The 1,428-nt window shown below is 70.4% G+C and carries 1 protein-coding gene; it reads left to right on the top strand.

The window, feature by feature from the left end; genetic code table 11:
* Positions 1-181: 181 nt before the first annotated feature.
* Positions 182-1,381, top strand: a complete 1,200-nt coding sequence (gene serA, locus ACFWFR_RS19350) for a phosphoglycerate dehydrogenase (RefSeq protein ID WP_056648818.1) — start codon at positions 182-184, stop codon at positions 1,379-1,381.
* Positions 1,382-1,428 lie beyond the last annotated feature (47 nt).

The following is a 1,428-nucleotide window of genomic DNA, read 5'->3' as shown; positions in this document are numbered from 1 at the left end:
ACGTGCACGCCCCGCCCCTGCCCGCCGGGTTCCCCGCCTGAGAGCCGCGCCTACCGGCCGGGCGACCGGCCGGTACGCGGCCACGGCGCGGGGCGCCCGGACGGCGTCCGGCGGTCCGGGCCGGGCGTCCGAAGGACAAGACTCGTTTGGTGCTCATGGCAACTCGGAGCACCATAGGGAGGTGCTACGCGCCCTCTTCCTCGAAAACCTGCACCCACTCGCCACCTCGATCTTCGAGTCCGCCGGTATCGACGTGACCGTGCGATCCGGGGCCATGGACGAGGCCGAGCTGATCGAGGCGCTCCAGGGCGTCAACATCCTCGGCATCCGGTCCAAGACCAACGTGACCGCCCGCGTCATCGAGTCCGCACCGGACCTCGTCGCGATCGGCGCGTTCTGCATCGGCACCAACCAGATCGACCTCAAGGCCGCTGCCTCGCACGGCGTCGCGACGTTCAACGCCCCGTTCTCGAACACCCGGTCGGTCGTGGAGATCGCCCTGGCCGAGATCATCGCGCTGACCCGTCGCCTGACCGAGCGCGACCGCGCGCTCCACGACGGCATCTGGGACAAGTCGGCCGAGGGCGCGCACGAGGTCCGCGGCCGCACCCTGGGCATCATCGGCTACGGCAACATCGGGACCCAGCTCTCGGTCGTGGCCGAGGCGCTCGGCATGTCGGTCATCTTCTACGACACGGCCGAGAAGCTCGCACTGGGCAACGCCCGCCGCATGGACACCCTCGACGAGCTCCTCGAGACCGCCGACGTCGTGACCCTGCACGTGGACGGTCGGGGCGGGAACGCCGGCCTGTTCGGCGAGAAGCAGCTCTCGCGCATGCGCCCGGGCTCGATCCTGCTCAACCTCTCGCGCGGCTTCGTCGTCGACACGGGGGCACTGCGCGAGGCCATCCTGTCCGGTCACCTGTCGGGCGCGGCGATCGACGTCTTCCCCGAGGAGCCCAAGAAGCGCGGCGACCACTTCGAGTCTGACCTCCGTGGCCTGCCGAACGTCATCCTGACCCCGCACATCGGTGGGTCCACGGAGGAGGCGCAGGAGTCGATCGGCCAGTTCGTCGCCGGCAAGCTCCGCGACTACCTCGCCACGGGCTCGACCACGCTGAGCGTCAACATGCCCGGACTCGCCCTGGAGCAGAGCACGGGCGTGAGCCGCATCGCGCACCTGCACCGCAACACCCCGGGTGTGCTGGCCGCCGTCAACGCCGTGCTCGCGGAGCACGGCACCAACATCGAGGGGCAGATGCTCGCGACCCGCGGCGAGCTCGGCTACGTGGTGACCGACGTCGGCTCGGAGCTCGAGCCGGCCGCGATCGAGGCGCTGCGTGCGATGGACGCGACCGTCAAGCTCCGGGTCCTGTCCTGACCCGCTAGGAAGACCTGCTACGACGAAGGGACCGCACCCGTGGGTGC

Source organism: Oerskovia sp. NPDC060287 (genome assembly GCF_042726775.1).
GTDB classification, from domain to species: Bacteria; Actinomycetota; Actinomycetes; order Actinomycetales; family Cellulomonadaceae; genus Oerskovia; species Oerskovia merdavium.
Note: the sequence above shows the minus strand (reverse complement) of the source record. Positions and strands in the feature narration are given on the sequence as shown.